14 protein-coding genes are annotated in these 15,240 nt (G+C 66.1%); 8 read left to right on the top strand and 6 right to left on the bottom strand.

What is annotated here, in order from left to right:
• Nucleotides 1–494: 494 nt before the first annotated feature.
• Nucleotides 495–737, top strand: a complete 243-nt coding sequence (locus ACYQPG_RS08975; protein ID WP_147910636.1) for a hypothetical protein — start codon at nucleotides 495–497, stop codon at nucleotides 735–737.
• A gap of 162 nt (nucleotides 738–899) precedes the next feature.
• Here ACYQPG_RS08975 and ACYQPG_RS08980 read toward each other — a convergent pair whose 3' ends face one another.
• The 3 genes from ACYQPG_RS08980 to galE form a co-directional block, all read right to left on the bottom strand.
• The gene (locus ACYQPG_RS08980; RefSeq protein WP_447674922.1) at nucleotides 900–2,330 is read right to left on the bottom strand and encodes a mannose-1-phosphate guanylyltransferase/mannose-6-phosphate isomerase; all 1,431 of its coding nucleotides are present in this window, start codon (nucleotides 2,328–2,330) and stop codon (nucleotides 900–902) included.
• Nucleotides 2,331–2,391: 61 nt separating this feature from the next.
• Entirely contained in the window at nucleotides 2,392–3,534 is a 1,143-nt protein-coding gene (locus ACYQPG_RS08985) for a glycosyltransferase (RefSeq protein ID WP_461230756.1), read from the bottom strand.
• Nucleotides 3,535–3,594: 60 nt separating this feature from the next.
• Nucleotides 3,595–4,587 carry a UDP-glucose 4-epimerase GalE gene (gene galE, locus ACYQPG_RS08990; RefSeq protein ID WP_147910634.1) on the bottom strand — a complete coding sequence of 331 codons (993 nt, stop codon included), beginning with the start codon at nucleotides 4,585–4,587 and terminating at the stop codon, nucleotides 3,595–3,597.
• 721 nt (nucleotides 4,588–5,308) lie between these two features.
• On the opposite strand from galE, the gene ACYQPG_RS08995 reads away from it, so the two are divergent.
• The 3 genes from ACYQPG_RS08995 to ACYQPG_RS09005 all read left to right on the top strand — a co-directional run bounded on the left by ACYQPG_RS08995 (nucleotide 5,309) and on the right by ACYQPG_RS09005 (nucleotide 6,680).
• Nucleotides 5,309–6,088, top strand: coding sequence for a sugar transferase (locus ACYQPG_RS08995; protein ID WP_461230757.1), 780 nt, complete (start codon nucleotides 5,309–5,311; stop codon nucleotides 6,086–6,088).
• Nucleotides 6,089–6,145: 57 nt separating this feature from the next.
• A complete protein-coding gene (locus ACYQPG_RS09000; RefSeq protein ID WP_147910639.1) occupies nucleotides 6,146–6,376 on the top strand; it encodes a hypothetical protein in 231 nt (76 codons plus the stop codon).
• 82 nt (nucleotides 6,377–6,458) lie between these two features.
• A complete protein-coding gene (locus ACYQPG_RS09005; RefSeq protein WP_147910638.1) occupies nucleotides 6,459–6,680 on the top strand; it encodes a hypothetical protein in 222 nt (73 codons plus the stop codon).
• Between the two features lie 68 nt (nucleotides 6,681–6,748).
• Here the strand turns inward: ACYQPG_RS09005 and ACYQPG_RS09010 are convergent, their stop codons facing one another.
• From ACYQPG_RS09010 to ACYQPG_RS09020, 3 genes are all read right to left on the bottom strand, one after another.
• The gene (locus tag ACYQPG_RS09010; protein WP_461230758.1) at nucleotides 6,749–7,531 is read right to left on the bottom strand and encodes a collagen-like protein; all 783 of its coding nucleotides are present in this window, start codon (nucleotides 7,529–7,531) and stop codon (nucleotides 6,749–6,751) included.
• A gap of 241 nt (nucleotides 7,532–7,772) precedes the next feature.
• A complete protein-coding gene (locus tag ACYQPG_RS09015) occupies nucleotides 7,773–7,982 on the bottom strand; it encodes a hypothetical protein (protein ID WP_461230759.1) in 210 nt (69 codons plus the stop codon).
• Nucleotides 7,983–8,186: 204 nt separating this feature from the next.
• Entirely contained in the window at nucleotides 8,187–8,648 is a 462-nt protein-coding gene (locus ACYQPG_RS09020; protein WP_461230760.1) for a Ros/MucR family transcriptional regulator, read from the bottom strand.
• 690 nt (nucleotides 8,649–9,338) lie between these two features.
• On the opposite strand from ACYQPG_RS09020, the gene ACYQPG_RS09025 reads away from it, so the two are divergent.
• The 4 genes from ACYQPG_RS09025 (at nucleotide 9,339) to ACYQPG_RS09040 (ending at nucleotide 15,004) form a co-directional block, all read left to right on the top strand.
• Complete coding sequence (locus ACYQPG_RS09025) at nucleotides 9,339–10,685, top strand: FAD-dependent oxidoreductase (RefSeq protein ID WP_461230761.1); 1,347 nt, start codon at nucleotides 9,339–9,341, stop codon at nucleotides 10,683–10,685.
• 416 nt (nucleotides 10,686–11,101) lie between these two features.
• On the top strand, nucleotides 11,102–12,118 hold the full coding sequence (locus tag ACYQPG_RS09030) for a glycosyltransferase family 2 protein (RefSeq protein ID WP_461230762.1): 1,017 nt from the start codon (nucleotides 11,102–11,104) through the stop codon (nucleotides 12,116–12,118).
• A 201-nt stretch (nucleotides 12,119–12,319) separates the two neighbouring features.
• Nucleotides 12,320–13,396 carry a glycosyltransferase family 4 protein gene (locus ACYQPG_RS09035; RefSeq protein WP_147905989.1) on the top strand — a complete coding sequence of 359 codons (1,077 nt, stop codon included), beginning with the start codon at nucleotides 12,320–12,322 and terminating at the stop codon, nucleotides 13,394–13,396.
• A gap of 192 nt (nucleotides 13,397–13,588) precedes the next feature.
• On the top strand, nucleotides 13,589–15,004 hold the full coding sequence (locus tag ACYQPG_RS09040; protein ID WP_461230763.1) for a lipopolysaccharide biosynthesis protein: 1,416 nt from the start codon (nucleotides 13,589–13,591) through the stop codon (nucleotides 15,002–15,004).
• Nucleotides 15,005–15,240: the final 236 nt, after the last annotated feature.

The raw sequence follows: 15,240 nt of genomic DNA on the forward strand, positions 1-15,240 counted from the left end.
AGGGAACGGCAATCGATGCCGGATGACCTGTCCGCTGCGCCGATCCGGCCCGGTCGGGGTCTCGGTCGGTGACGCACGAACCGCCCGCCGGCATCGCGACGCGAGAGGTCAGCCACGTAATCGAAGTGTTCGACGGGAGAGCAGATTCTTCGGTCGTGTCAGAAGCCGCGCTTCCCGCGGGCTTGATCTCATGCCGCCCTGATATTTGCGGTCGCCTATATTTTCCGAACGCAGAGCAACATTCTTGCGTTCGATCGAACCCGGGACTTCGTAGAACGTTTGTTATCCGCCGACGTTCATGACGTCTCGGGCAATTCTTAACAAACACAAATGTGAAGTCTTGCCGGCGAGCGAACCGCGATTGCTGATTTGAGAACCGGATGTGATCGGGAATTTGGCTAGTCCACGAAAACAGTATTGATCTAGGAGTTCCAGCGTGTCATGAGACCATCAGTTCGCGGGCAGGCGTATTTTTGCTGCCCAGGATTGGTCCCATGCACGCCCTCTCTGTCCTCGCGCCACCTGCCTGCGGGTCGGTCGCCGATCGTCGCGCCATCGCCCTGGCCAATGCCCAATGGTTTCGCGCCATGGCCTGGCGGGCCCTGCGCGACGGGTCTCCCAAGGGTGACATCCGCGCCGCCAATGCACGGGCTGCGGCCCGCATCGTCATACGCCACGCCAAGCGCGATGCGCAGGTCGATCGATTGGTGACCGACGCCCTGGCGATCGGCGCCTGACCCTGCCGGGAAGGCGGTTTGCGCGTCGATGATACGGCGCGCGGCGAAGCGGGGATGGCGCCGAACCGGGAGCCCCGCTCGGCGCCGTCTCGGCGGGCGCGGCTCCGACCGGCTGCAGGCCCGGTTCAATCGCATCGCCTGCGGGACGCCGGAGCGCCCGGCTCAGCGTCCGTAGATGTCCTCGACGCGGATGATGTCGTCCTCGCCCGTGTACGACCCGACCTGGACCTCGATCAGCTCCAGCGGGATCTTACCCGGGTTGTTCAGCCGGTGCATCGAGCCGATCGGCAGATAAACCGCCTCGTTCTCGTGGACCAGCACAACCCGGTCGTCCACCGTCACCTCGGCGGTGCCGCGCACCACCACCCAGTGCTCGGCCCGGTGGTAATGCTTCTGCAGCGACAGCCGCCCGCCCGGAACCACCTGGATCCGCTTCACCTGGAAGCGCTCGCCGATATCGATCCGCTGGTACCAGCCCCAGGGCCGGTACATCCGCAGATGCGCGTCCGCCTCCGGCTCGTTCGAGGCCCGCAGGGCGTTGACCAGCTGCTTGACCTCGCCCGAGCGGGCTTTGGACGCCACCAGCACCGCGTCCGGGGTCGACACGACCACCACGTCCTCGAGCCCGACCACCGCGGTCAGGCCGCCGCCCTGGCTGTGGACCAGGCTGTTCTTCGTCCCGATCAGCGAGACCCGGCCCCGCACCGCGTTGCCCTCTGCATCGTGATCCAGCACCTGCCAGACCGCGTCCCAGGTCCCGACATCCGACCACGGGAACGACACCGGCAGTACGCCGGCCCGGGCGGTCCGCTCCATCACCGCGTAGTCGATCGAGATCTTGGGCGCCCGCGCGAAGGCCTCGGCATCCAGGCGCACGAAGTCGAGGTCGGTCACGGCCGCGTCGAGCGCGGCGCGGGCGGCCTCGAGCACGTCCGGCACGAAGGCTTCGAGTTCGGCCAGCATCAGGTCGGCGCGGAACAGGAAGTAGCCCGAGTTCCACAGGGCGCCGTCCTCGATCAGCGCCTCGGCGCCGGCACGGTCCGGCTTCTCGACGAACTTCTCGACCCGGGCGGCCCCGGGCGCTTCCGCGATCGGGGCGCCGCGGCGGATGTAGCCGTAATCGGAGGCCGGCCGGGTCGGCTCGATGCCGAGCGTCATGGTGTAGCCGGCCCGCGCGCCGACGGCAGCCGCCCGGGCGGCGTCGACGAAGGCCTGCGTGTCCGGCACGACGTGGTCGGCAGCCATGATCAGGACCACGGCCTGCGGGTCGATCGCGGCGGCGTGGAGGGCCGCCACCGCCACGGCGGCGGCGGAGTCGCGCCCCTGCGGCTCGAGCAGGATGTCGGCGCCGATCCCGAGCTGGCTGCACTGCTCGGCCACGATGAACCGGGCCTCGGCCGAGGCGATCACCGTGGGCTTGGCGAACACGGCCGTATCCGACACCCGCGCGAGGGTCGCCTGGAAGGTCGAGCGTTCCGCGTCCACCAGCCGGGCGAACTGCTTGGGCATGCTCTCGCGGGAGGCCGGCCACAGGCGCGTTCCCGTGCCGCCGCACAGGATCATGGGGTAGACCGTACCGACAGGCTCAGACATCGAAATCAATCTTTCGCACCAAGGAATAGAGTGGGTTCAAAACGAGGCGGTCGACGCAAACTCAATTCAAAAGGTCGAGCTGTCCGCCGGCCAGCGGAGGGCGGTGACCCTGGTAACCCCGTGCGAGGACGCCGTCGATGAACTGGCCCATCGCCGTGGAGAAGCGCTCGACGCTGAACTCCGAGGCCCGTTCGACGAGGGCTTCGGGCCTCGGCGCGATGGCTTTGCAACGCTCGATCGCGGCGATCAAGGCGTCCACCGATTGTTCGTGGAAGAAGGTCCCGGTCACTCCCTCCTGAACGGTCTCCGTCGCGCCGCCCTTCCCGTACGCGATCACCGGCCGTCCGCTCGCCATGGCCTCCACGGGGACGATCCCGAAATCCTCCTCACCGGGGAAGATCAGGGCCTGGCACCGGGCATAATGATGCTTCAGCACGGCGAAGGGTTGCGGCCCGAGCATCGTGACGTGCGGGCCGGCCAGGCTTCGCAACTCGCGCAGCATCTCGCCGCCGCCGATCACCACGAGGGGCTTCTGCAGGCGGTTGAACGCTTCGATGGCCAGTTCCGGGCGCTTGTAGCGGACCAGCTCGCCGACCATCAGGTGGTAATCGCCGCGTTCCTGCTCGGGAACGGGACCGAACGCGTCGGTGTCGACCGGGGGATAGATGACGGTGGCGCTGCGCCGGTAATAGGTCTCGATCCGGCGCGCCACGGTCGCCGAGTTCGCCACGAACTCGTGGACTCGGCTCGCCGAGATCGCGTCCCAGTTCCGGATGTAATGCGCGGCCGGCGGCATCAGCAGGCGGTTCAGGAACCCCGTCCGCTCGCGGTAATCGTGGAACATGTTCCAGACGTAGCGCATCGGCGAATGGCAGTAGCAGATATGGGTCGCGTTCGAGGGCGGGATGATGCCCTTGGCCGGCCCGGACTCGCTGCTGATCACGAGGTCGTACCCGCGCAGGTCGAGCTGCTCGAGGGCCATCGGCATCAGCGGCAGATAGGATTTATAGCGCGTCGCGGAGAACGGGAGCCGGCCGATGAACGAGGTCTGGATGCGGTGGGCTTTGATGACGGGCGAGATCGAATCCGGCGCATAGGCGTGGGTGAAGATATCGGCCTGGGGATACATCTTGCACAGGGCTTCGACGACTTTCTCACCGCCTCGCATGCCCACGAGCCAATAATGTACGATTGCAACTCTCATTCACGCATCCTCTGTCAGGATTCATATCTTGAGTCCTGTATTACCACGCTTTAGCGTCGATTAGATCCGATTGCGCGTACTGAGTTTGTCCTCCCAGGCCAGCGCCTGGGCCACGATGGCGTCGAGGTCGTCGTGGCGGGGCTGCCAGCCGAGCCGCGACCGGATCCGGCCCGCCTCGGCCACGATCCGGGCCGGGTCGCCGGGCCGGCGCGGGCACAGCCGCACATCGAAGTCCTGCCCCGAGATCCGCTTGACCACCTCGATCACTTCCAGCACCGAGTAGCCCCGCCCGTAGCCGCAATTCAGCGTCAGGCTCTCGCCGCCCCCGCGCAGGTGATCCAGCGCCACCCGGTGCGCCTCCGCCAGATCCGAGACCTGGATGTAGTCGCGCAGGCACGAGCCGTCGGGGGTCGGGTAGTCCGTGCCGTAGACGTCGAGCCGCGCCCGCCGTCCGAGCGCCGCCTGGGTCGCGACCTTGATCAGGTGCGTGGCGTCCGGGGTCGATTGCCCGGAACGCCCGGCCGGGTCGGCGCCCGCGACGTTGAAGTAGCGCAGCACCACGTAGGTGAAGCCGTGCGCGGCCGCCGCGTCGGCAATCATCCATTCGCTCATAAGCTTGGAGCGGCCGTACGGGTTGATCGGGTTGAGCGGCAGATCCTCGGGCACCGGCACCACCTCGGGCTCGCCGTAGACGGCCGCGGTGGAGGAGAAGATCACGTGGCGCACGCCCGCGCGGGTGGCCGCCTCGATCAGGGCGCGGGTCTTGACGGTGTTGGCCAAGTAGTAGCCCAGCGGGTCGGCGACCGAGTCCGGCACGACGATCCGGGCCGCGAAGTGGGCAAGCGCGTCGATCCGGTGCTGCAGGATGGTCTGGGTCACCAGCGCCTGGTCGGCGACGTCGCCGACCACGAGCTTGACGCCCTCGGGCACGGCCCAGTCGAACCCGGTGGAGAGGTCGTCCAGCACCACGATCTCCTCGTGGCCGGCATCCAGCAAAGCCAGAACCATGTGGCTGCCGATATACCCGGCCCCGCCCGTCACCAGAACCGCCATGTCGTCCGCTCCCTTACGAATTCACGCTCATCTGTCCGACCGCCTATACAAAGCAATGACGCGGCCCGACCATCGGCATTTCTGTAGGTGGAGGGCGATGACGCCAGAAACATGCCCCCCCTGCCCATGATCCCCGCGCGGATCTGCCCGGCTCCCCGCCGCTCGCATCCGAGCGACCAGCGCCTGACCGCCGTCGCGTGGATCGGACGCCGTGACGTGGACGCATGTCGAGGCGAAGCCAGCAACTCGCATGAGACGCAGGTTTCAGCGTCGCTGTCGGGCTCCCGCTCCGGCTATCGGCGTGCGTAGTTTTCACCATCGCGACCGTTGTGCCGGTCCCTTGGCGCCCTCGATAGCCCCCGCAAGCTGAACGTCCGCCGAGGCGGAGGTCTGGGGCGCCGTGAGGCGGTGGACGGGGCTGGCGATATCGACCTTGCGTGCGTCGCACCAAAGGAACGGCGCTCTCACGCCGGTCGTCCCTAGACCGACACTATACGGACTCACGCCGACACTGGATGGATGACAGCATCGTCCTCCCTCCCGTTGCGCCAATGCCGGGGCTAATCCGCACGGCTACATTGCATAGTCGGATAATATGAACACAAGTTAGACTGTGATTAGCCGTATAGCCGAGCTTGTAACAGGGTCAATAATTTGTTAGAAATGGCTATTAACAGCCCATTAACTATCCCATCGCCATCTCGATCCAGAAAGCGAATCCATGCTGCGCGAGGCCGGCTCCCAAGTTTCACACCTCGCCTCTGCGCCGCACCATAGGGTTGAGATGTCGAACGTGGCCGATCAGATTGCCGGTCAGGTGAGCGAGGCGGCGGAGGCGGTGGCTGAGGCCGTTCTGCCGGAGACGCCGTTCGTGGCGCGCGGTCTCCGGCTGGATTGGGCGGCCAAGCGCGGGCTCGACATCGTGGTGGCGGCGACCGCGCTGTTCCTGCTGCTGCCGCTGATGCTGCTGATCGCCGTGCTGGTCTGGGCCGGCGACCGCAAGGCGCCGATCTTCCGGCACATGCGGCTCGGCCGGGACGGACGCAGCTTCGGCTGCCTGAAGTTCCGCTCGATGGTCACGGACGGCGAGGGCGTGCTGGCCGCGCACCTGGCCGCCAGCCCGAGCGCCCGGGCCGAGTGGGCCGCCACGCACAAGCTCTCCGACGATCCGCGCATCACCGCCATCGGCCAGGTGCTGCGCAAGACCTCGCTCGACGAGCTGCCGCAGCTGTGGAACGTGCTGCGCGGCGAGATGAGCCTGGTCGGCCCGCGCCCGATCGTGCAGGCCGAGGTCGCCCGCTACGGCCGGGCGTTCTCGACCTGCTTTGCCGTGCCGCCCGGCGTCACCGGGCTGTGGCAGGTCTCGGGCCGCTCCGACACCAGCTACGCCGAGCGCGTGGCGCTCGACCTGGACTACGCCAGCCGCTGGAGCCTGCGCCGGGACATCGCGATCATGCTGCGCACCGTCCCGGCCGTGCTCGCCCAGCGCGGCAGCAAGTAGCGCAGGCGTGTCCTGGCGTGCGCATCCCGGGACCCGGGGTGATGCGGCGGGCCGGTCATGAAGGGCCTTCTGCTGAACGCGCTGCTCGGGGTCGGTCTCGGGCGGTTCGGCTCGGTCTGGGGCCTTCCGGTGTTCCTGCCGGTGGTGGCGGCCGAGCTGGCCTACGGGTTCCACATCCACCACCTGAGCGCGGGCGGCAGCCTGCGGCGGGGCGCGGCGCTGCTGGTCTGCGGCCAGCTCGGCTTCCTGCTCGGCGCCCTGCTGCGGCCGCTGCCGGGCGAGCGGTGAGTGCGGCCCGGCGCCTCCGTTTGGTCAACCGATTGCGAACTGCAGGGGCCGCGCCCGTGTCCGCGGCGGAGGGGGTTCAGTCTTGGACGAGAACGATCCGCACTGGGACGCCGACCCGCTCTGGTACGACCGGGCCGAGCCGGAGGCGCTGCCGGGCCGGCTGCTGAACGGGCTGGCGTATCTGGTCCTGCTGCTGCTGGCCGGGATGGCGGGCGTGGTGCGGCTGTACCGGCTCCCGGACGCGCTGTGGTGCCGGGCCGCCGCCTGGCACGCACGCCGCACCGCCGGACCACGACGATCCTGAGATCGAAGCGACGCGTTCCTGCCGATGCCCGATGGGCCTTCGACGTCGCGTCCCAGCCACCCAGGCCATCACCGCCGGGCGCAGATGGCCCGGGCCTTCAGGGCGGTCGGCGCGGCGCCCATCGCGAAGCAGTAGACGCTGCCCTCGTCCATGGCGGGGCGCTCTCCGCCGCTGCAGGTGCCGTTCACGGCAAACTCGTCGGCCGTACAACTGGCGACGCAGCGCCCACCGGCCGTGCATTCCTCGACCTGGACCCGCAGGGCCGCCGCCGCGACAGCCGCCTTGCCCTCGGGCCCGGCCGGCCCGGCCGGGCCGCGTTCGCCCTTCTCGCCCGCCGGACCTCGCGCGCCGGCCTGCCCCGAGGGCCCGGGCGGACCGGCGGCACCGGCAGGCCCCGGATCGCCCTTCGCGCCGCGCTCGCCTTGGGGTCCCTCCGGTCCCTGCTGGCCGGCCGCGCCCTGGGGGCCCCGCGGGCCGACCTCGCCCTTGGGGGTGTTCGCGGCCAGCATGATCGGAGCGGGATGGGCCGGCATCGCCGCGGCCGGCTTCGCGGCGGCCGGCCGGGCGCAGTATCCGACGACAGCCTGCCGGCTGAGCGTTTCGGATTTCAGCGTCACCACGCAGGTTTCAGGGTGATAGGGGATCCTGAACGCGAAGCGCCCGTCCTGATCTGCGCGGGTGTCGAACTTGTCGTCCAGGACGACGCTGGCGGCGCGGGGTGGTGCCAGCGTACCGAAGACCCTGAGATCGCCGTTCGAGATCATCGCCATGTCCACGGCGATGTCTCCGGCAGCCTGCGCGGCCGATGACAGGGTGCAGCACGCGAAGACCAGAACCCAGCGCCGAGCCATCTCGAAGACTCCCAACCGTCCCGGACTGAGGTGTAGCCGCGGGGCGATCGGATTTTTCACGGGGCGGCGTACATATTTCGATGCCGCGCGCCCGGCGTGGACCTCTCCTTAAGGCGCAGGATCCGGACTTTCCCCACGGGCCGACGGATCCGGACTCCGGCAGAACCGTCACGGTCGATGCGACTGGCGATCCGACCGGTGAGGCGGGCTGCGCGCGGTCCCGAACCGGCCGGTCTATATCTCAACCGCCGAGGAGATTGAGGTATCGCGCCGCGGCATAGGTGGCCACCAGAACGATCACGAGACCGGCGACTCCGAAGATGCGGCCGAGCCAACGGTCGAAGACGAGGGCGTCGCTGTCGGCCTGGCGCACGGCACACGCGACGCAATAGGTCCTGCCCGGATCGGTCGTCTGGCCGCAGGAACGACAGAGGGTAGGCGTCGGCAGCATCGATCTCTCGTTCGGCGAAGCGGCTGCGCGGCTTGTCCGGTGTCGCCGTGTCGAAATCTAGGTGGAGGAGCATCCCGGGTCAGGAACGCGGCCGCCGTCTGCGACAGGGCGATGGGTGCCGCCGGGGTGACCGTCGGTCGCAGCCGGTTTGCGCCGCCCCATCCTTAGCCACGGGCCGAACGCGTGATCCGATCCGGCGATGCCTCAGGCCGTCTTCTTTCGGCCGCGGGTCTTCGGCTCGTCGGCTGCGGCATTCGGGCGCCCCAGGCCGATCGCCTTCGCCAGGAGGGATCGTCGCTCTGCGTAATCCGGTGCGACCAGCGGGTAATCCCGGGGCAATCCCCATTTCTCCCGGTATTGCTCCGGTGTCAGGCCGCGCCCGGTGAGATGGCGTTTCAAGGTCTTGTACGGCTTGCCGTCCTCGAAGCTGATCAGGGCGTCGCGGCCGACCGAGCGTCGGATCTCGGCGGCGGACGGCTTTTCCACTGGCGACGCCACGACCGCCGAGGTCTCGCCCTCGGCCGCCACCTGCACGGCCGCATGGACGCTCGCCAGCAATGTGGGCAGATCCGCAGCCTGCACATGATTATTCGATACATAGGCGGCCACGATATCGGCCGCCAAGCGTCTGAAATCGAGGTGCTGCGTATCGCGATCGTCGTTCATCACTGACTCCTGGTGGCATAACCGTCGTTACACCTGTGCCGAACTACGAGCGGCGTGATGATCCGTTCCGATCTCAGGGTTTCAGGTTCAGTGAACGTTAACAATATCTCTCCCGACAGCCGAAGACCGTAAAATTTGTTAATATCTCTGCTCGATGTGAGCGAAATCAGCACGGGGACCGAAGATACAAATGATTCGCCCATCGAGAGGTGTCGATAGAGCCTCGATGAAGGTGAAAGGCACTCTCCGAGCCCGGCGGATGGTTATGGGCGCATCGCGTTGCAAGCTCTGATTGCGGATCGTGCCGGGCAGTCGCTTGTCCAGTTTCACCGTTGCCTATCGGAGATCATGAAAACGGGGGTGGAACCCAGTTCTTCATGAGCGCGCGCTTTCGCCTTCATGGCGCACGTAGCCGTACGCCGTGAGATCACAGGGCTGTTCTTCACCAACGCTCCCTGATTACCCGGGTATCCGCCACGGGAAATAAAATCGTTTCTGCGCCACTGTGTAGATTTACCGATCTGTCTCAAATGCGATACGAGTGACCAACGGGAATGATGTGTCTTGAGAAATATCCGGCTTGCGGCATCTGACAATGTTCTGACTGCGTAGTTCCGCTGCAGTCCGATCTGGCTGTTTCGGCATTCAGATGACGAGAGACGCGTTTCCGGTCGAGGTTTGGGGTAGGGCATGATTGAGCAGACAGCCTCGACGATCGAACACCCGGATTCGGCCGAGACTTTCGAGGCTGTTGTTCTCGGTGCCGGAATCAGCGGACTGGTTTCCGCAGCGGTCCTGCACGAGCAAGGTTACCGGCGCGTGCTCGTCATCGATGAGTTCGACAGATACGGCGGCAATCATATCGATTGCGCCATCGGTCCCTATACATTCGATATTGGAAGTTTCATATTCCAGGACGACTCGCCGTTGCTGGCGCACTTCCCGGAGATGCTGCCGCTCTATGTCCCCATCGATCCGACATGGGGAAAGCTGACGCCGCAAGGCGCCGTTGCGGGCTATCCGTTGTCGATCAAGGACGACATCCTGCGTTCGGGCTTGTGGGGCTGCGCGAGGATCGGCCTGTCCGTCCTGTATTCACGGATCTCTCGGCCCAAGATCGGCAACGCCCGTGATTTCGCCCGGTACTGGATCGGGAACTACTTGCTGCAGCGCTCGGGTCTGGAAAGCTACATGACGCGCTTTTTCGGCACCCCAGCCGAGAAGGTGGATCTCGATTTCGCCGAGAAGCGCATGCTCTGGATCAAGGAGCATTCCTCCCCGCGGGCGATGCTCCGTCACCTGCGCCCGCACAAGGCGTCAGCGCCGACCAATCGACAGCTCGCCCGGCCGCGATCCGGTTACCACGACCTCTACACGGTGGCGGCCGAGAAGCTGGTGCGTCAGGGCACGGTGTTCCGGCTCGGCTCCGCCGTGTCGCGGATCAGCAAGGTCGGCGCCAAGTTTCAGATCGAGGCGGGCGGCCAGACCCTGACCGCCGACCGGGTCGTATCGACGATCCCGATCAACCATGCCCTCGACCTCTGCGGGATCGGGGCCGACGAGAACCTCACCTCGGTGACCTTGATCAGCCTGTTCTTCAGCTTCTCCGGCCGAAAGGGATTCGACTGTTCGGTTCTCTACAACTTCTCGCATAAGGGATTCTGGAAGCGTCTGACGATGTATTCCGATTTCTACGGGGCGGTCGAGGGCAGGCACTATTTCGGCGTCGAGGTGATCGCGTCCCAGGCGGGCAACAGCCTCGCGATCGCGGAGCAGGATTTCCGGTCCCACGTCGCGCAGAACCATCTGTTCGACGGCGACTTGAAGCTCGAGGGCGGCCGCTTCGTGCCGAACGCCTATCCCATCTACGTCAATGGCGCGCAGGCGCGGGTCGCCGTGGCACAGGCGAAACTGCGGGCATTCGGGATCGAGTCGTTCGGGCGACAGGGCGGCTTCGATTATCAGCCGACCGCCCGCGTCTCCACGCAGACTGCCGAGGCGCATCTGCGGCGCGCGGTCCAGCCGACCGCACCGTGAGGCGACATCCTTGACCGCGGTGGCGGATGCTCGCGACCGAGGCGCGCCGAACGCAAAGGAGAGCCGGCGCTCTGATTGTTGCGTAGATGGCGAGTGCGTAATTGTTCGTACCCATGAGTTTATAGTCCGATAATACGTAAAGTTGTATCAGTGAATGACGGCCAAGGTTGGGCATTGACCAACTCATTCATTGTATCAGTCATTTGCACGAGTGGATTTCGCTGCTCGACCGGGATACATGCCACCCGGGTTCCGGACTGCAGCCCCTTGTGGGCGGAGGCGGATTCTCAGGTCTGGGTGTAGCGCGCCCGTTTTGCCGATCCGGCGTTCGCTTGGGCCATGCGCCGGTTCAGCCGGTTCGGTGGGCTTGCGAGCAGGCTTGATCTGCAGGCGCGCGGAGCGGGTGGGTAGCTGTCGTGGAGAATGAGCCGAGGATTGCGGTCGTCATCACGTGCTTCAATTATGAGACCTACGTGGGCCGGGCGATCCGAAGCGTCATCGCCCAGCAGGTGCCGGATTGTGAGCTCGTGGTCGTGGATGATGGGTCCACGGACAACTCCTGGGACGTCATCGCGCAGACCGGCGTGCGCGCCCACCGGATCGACAACGGCGGCCAGCGGGCGGCGTGCCTGTACGGTCTCGGCCTGACCCGGGCGCCGTTCGTGCTGTTTCTCGATGCCGACGACGAGTTGCTGCCGGGGTCGCTCGACCGGATCCTCCAGGCGCTCGATCCGGGTGTCGCGAAGGTCCAGTTCTGCCTGACCTGCGTCGATGCCGCCGGACGTGTCGTCACCGAGCGCTACCCGGCGCTCGAGGCCTTCCGCAGCCAGGACAGGATCGTCAACGAGATCCTGCTCTCGGGCGTTTACCAGACGCCGCCGACCTCGGGGAACGTGTTCCGCCGGGATGTCTGCGAGATCCTGGATCAATGCGACTACGACAAGGCGGTCGACGGGGTCATCCTGCTGATTGCGCCGTTCATGGGCGATGTCGTGAGCATCGCCGACAGCCTCGGTTTGTACCGGGTCCATGGCCGTAACGATTCCGGGCTCGGACAAGCCCCGAAGGCTCTGACCTTCGAGCGCGACTTGCGGCGCTTCGAGATGCGGTTGGCCCATCTTCGCCGACTGGTGCAGCAGCTGCGCCCGGAAGCCAAGCTGATCCAGGCCGATCAGACCTTCTACTTCCGGCTGATGGATTTCTCGGCGGCGATCGTCCGCGGCTCCCGGTACGGGCTGCGATCGTTCCTGCAATTGCTCCGGGCCATCGTGATCGAACCGCGCCCCTGGAAATGGAAGATCGCGAACGCCCTGTTCTTCATGGCGATGTTTCTGGCCCCCCTCCGCCAGGCGCAGGCGCTCCTCGCGTTCCGGTTCTCGGTCGGGCGACGGTCGGCGCGGCAATTCCTCCGTGCAGCCAACGCCTCCCAGTAGAGGCGGAGACGGCTGAAGGCCGTCCGGCGTCGCAGATCGCGCGAGAAGACGGGAATTGCGTATTAAAATAATGTGGGTTGGTTTGTATCAGGCTTCGGTATTGACTAGGGTCCTGTCTTGAGACGCCGCATAACGTGCCGATATCTTCGATGTCCGACAGCATGCCGGTGAGGTCTCGGTTAAAGCGAGCGTTGGTGTAACGTGCGGGTTCTGCATCTCCTTAACCACACCCGCCGGCTGAACGGTCACGTTCACGCGGCGGTCGACCTCGCTTGCGCGCAGGCCAAGCTCGGCCACACCGTCGCGATGGCGAGCCAGGGTGGGGATTTCGACGACCTGCTCCGGGCGAACGGCATCGCCATCTTCCCGATCGATCACGAGCGTCGGCCGGGTCCGGTTGTAAAGTCCATGGTCGGGCTCGCGTCGCTCCTGCGGCGCTGGAAGCCGGACATCGTCCACGCGCACATGATGACGAGCGCCGTCCTCGCCTGGCCGGCCTGCAAGCTGACCCGGGTCGCGCTGGTCACGACGGTCCACAACGAGTTCGAGAAGGGCGCGATCCTGATGGGGCTGGGCGACCGCGTCATCGCGGTGAGTGCGGCCGTCGCCGGGTCGATGCAGAAGCGCGGCATCTCGGCCAACCGCATCGACGTCGTCCTGAACGGCACGATCGGGTCCGCGCGCATGACCAGCCGCTCCGAGGTGGCGCGCGCGCTCGCTCACCCGGCGATCGTGTTCGTGGGCGGGCTTCATCCCCGCAAGGGATTGCCCGACCTCCTCAAGGCGTTCGACGTGATTCATGCCGAGCAGCCGGCCGCGCGGCTCTACGTGGTCGGCGGCGGGCCGACGCAGGACGCCTACGCCCAGATGGCCCGGGAGATGGCCTCGGCTGCCGCGATCTCCTTTGCCGGCCCCCAGGGCGACCCCTACCCGTGGATGCTGGGCGCCGACATCTTCGTGCTGCCCTCCCATGCCGATCCGGCCCCCCTCGTGCTCTCGGAGGCGCGGGAGGCCGGATGCGCGATCATCGGCACGCAGGTGGACGGGATCCCCGAACTGCTGGGGCAGGGCGAATCGGGCATCCTCGTGCCGCCGAACGCTCCGGACAAGATCGCGGACGCGCTCAGGATGCTGGTCTCCGACCCGGATCAGCTGCAGGCGTGGCGCGCCAAGAGCCAGATCGGCATCGCCAACCTTCGGATCGAGCGCGTCGCGCGCCAGACCATCGAGGTCTACGGCCGCGCCGTCGGCCGCCGGGGGAAGCCCGCGGCGCCGTGAGTCCGGCGGGGCCGGTCGTCTTGCCTTAAGGTGCTGTTCAGCAGAGCATCGTGAAGGGTAGTGGGTGAATAGGCCCGAAAAGGCCTGTCATCGCCTTATCGCCCCTTTACAGGTTCAATCTCGGGGACAGAGACATCGCGTCTCGCGCCAGGCGCGATCCCGCGGATTGTCGGTCTCCCGCAGGATCGCTTCATGCTCACCATCAAGACGTTGCGTGGTGCCGGCTGGAGTGTCGCGGCCCGAACGTTGGCGCGCGTGATCGACCTCGCAACGCTGCTGCTCCTCGCACGGATGCTGACGCCCGCGGATTTCGGCCTCACTGCGATCGCGGTGTCGCTGGTCGCGATCGTCGAGATGGTCCTGGAGGTGCCCCTGGTTCAGGCCCTGATGCGTCTGCAGAAGATCGAGACCTCCCACCTCGATACCGCCTTCACCCTCGGCCTGCTGCGCGGCGGCGTGATCGCTGTCCTGATGATGCTGGCCGCCTGGCCGATGGCCCACATCTACGACGATTCGCGCCTGGTCCTGCTCATTCTGGCCCTCGCGCTGGGGCCCATCGCGCGAAGCCTCTACAGCCCCACGATGGTGCATTTCTTCCGGGATCTGGATTTCCGCGTCTCGTTCATCGTGGATTTCTCGGGGAAGATCATCGCGGCGGTGCTGTCGCTGGCGACCCTCTATGCGGGCGGCGGCTATTGGGCCCTGGTGGTGAATCCGGTCGTCTCGTCGCTGATGCCGACCGTCCTGTCCTACGTGCTGGCTCCGTACCGGCCGCGGCTCTCGTTCGAGAGGGTGCGCGACTTCTCGGCGTTCACCGGCTGGTTCACGTCGTCCCAGATCCTGGCCGCGTTCAGCTGGCAGTACGACCGGGTGTTCCTGGGCTACAACATCGAGAAGTCGGTCCTCGGCCGCTACAGCTTGGCCGGCGACTTCGCCGTCATGCCGACGCAGAGCCTCATCGGTCCCGCGATGCGGCCGGTCATGGCCGCGTTCGCCACGATGGCGGACGACCGGAGGCGGCTGCACCTCTCGTTCCTGAAGGCGGCGCGCCTCACCATGTTCATCGCGCTGCCGGCCGGCATCGGGATCGCGCTGACCTCGGAGGAGATCGTCAGCGTCTTCCTCGGCAGCCAGTGGAGTTCCGCCGCGGTCTATCTGCGCTGGCTGTCCCTGGCGGTCATGTTCACGGCCTATTACCAGCCGGTGTCCTCGCTGTGCATTGCTGTCGATGAGCCGAATTTGCTGCTCAAAATCAATGCCTTCGAAACGGCGATCAAGATCCCGCTGATGACCGTCGCCTTCTACGTAGGCGGGTTGCTGCTGATGTTGTACGCGCGGGTCCTCGCCGCGGCTCTGCATATGCTCGTCAGTGCAATTTATGCCCGCGGTCTGACCGGGGCCAGCCTTCCGCTTCAGATGCGGAACCTTTGGCAGGTGTGTGTGGCCTGCGTCGCCATGTCGGCGGCCGTCCTGCTCTTGCAGGCGGCGCTCCAGCGTGCGGAGGCCGGGTCGCTCGTAGCTCTGATTGCGCTGACATCGTGTGGTGCGGTCGTCTACGCTGCGTCCATGCATCTGTGCGGATTTCGGTTGCGTGCACTGCGGCAGTAACGTCGGGCTTGAAAATTCCGGCAATACGGGATGCCAGGCTGAATTTGCTGTCATCCGATCCCATTCAGGGAGAATTGATTGTTTATCGTGTTGCTCGATTTTTAGCTGATCCGGGGCTTCCGATATTTGCGTAAACTGCGGAGCGGGTTGAGTGTTGCCTCATATCGTATAGAGTAACGGTCAGCTGCGCATCCCGGCTCCGCTTCCCAATAGCGGGATGGGCGCCCAAGTATTTT

Source organism: Methylobacterium sp. CM6246, assembly GCF_054818005.1.